At 35.3% G+C, this 535-nt stretch carries 1 protein-coding gene and 1 pseudogene; both read left to right on the top strand.

The window, feature by feature from the left end; genetic code table 11:
* A pseudogene (locus RCF13_RS11315) lies at positions 1 to 303 on the top strand (hypothetical protein); the annotation flags it as partial.
* Positions 300 to 535 (top strand): ATP-binding cassette domain-containing protein (locus tag RCF13_RS11310; protein ID WP_308141188.1); only part of this gene is annotated, 236 nt, incomplete at its 3' end. The pseudogene RCF13_RS11315 and the gene RCF13_RS11310, both read left to right, overlap by 4 nt.

The raw sequence follows: 535 nt of genomic DNA, 5'->3' as shown, positions 1-535 counted from the left end.
AAGATTGTTCAAGATGCAGATCGCTTAGACGCTCTTGGTGCAATTGGAATAGCTCGCACATTTGCGTATGGCGGGGCGAAAGGGAGATTAATGTATGATCCAACTATTCCTCCTCGTGAAGTGATGACGAAAGATGAATATAGAAAAAATAATGACCCATCTTTAAATCATTTTTATGAAAAACTTTTAAAACTAAAAGGCTTAATGAATACGAATGCAGCAAAACAAGAGGCGGAAGTTCGTCATCGTTATATGGAACAGTTTATTGAACAATTTATGAAAGAGTGGAATGCACAAATATGAAAATGTTAACTGTGGAAAACTTATCAAAATCATATGGAGAAAAACCGTTATTTGATGGATTATCATTTAGTATTGCAGAAGGACAACGTGCCGGAATTATCGGTGTAAACGGTACTGGTAAATCAACTTTATTAAAAATTATTGCAGGGGCAGAAATTCCTGATACAGGTGATATGACTCATTCACGTGGATATACAATTAGTTATTTATCACAGCAACCAGAGTTTGATGA

It is taken from the genome of Stenotrophomonas maltophilia group sp. RNC7, from assembly GCF_030910085.1.
In the GTDB taxonomy this organism is placed as follows: Bacteria; Pseudomonadota; Gammaproteobacteria; order Xanthomonadales; family Xanthomonadaceae; genus Stenotrophomonas; species Stenotrophomonas sepilia.
This window is presented reverse-complemented; position numbering and strand designations above follow the sequence as displayed.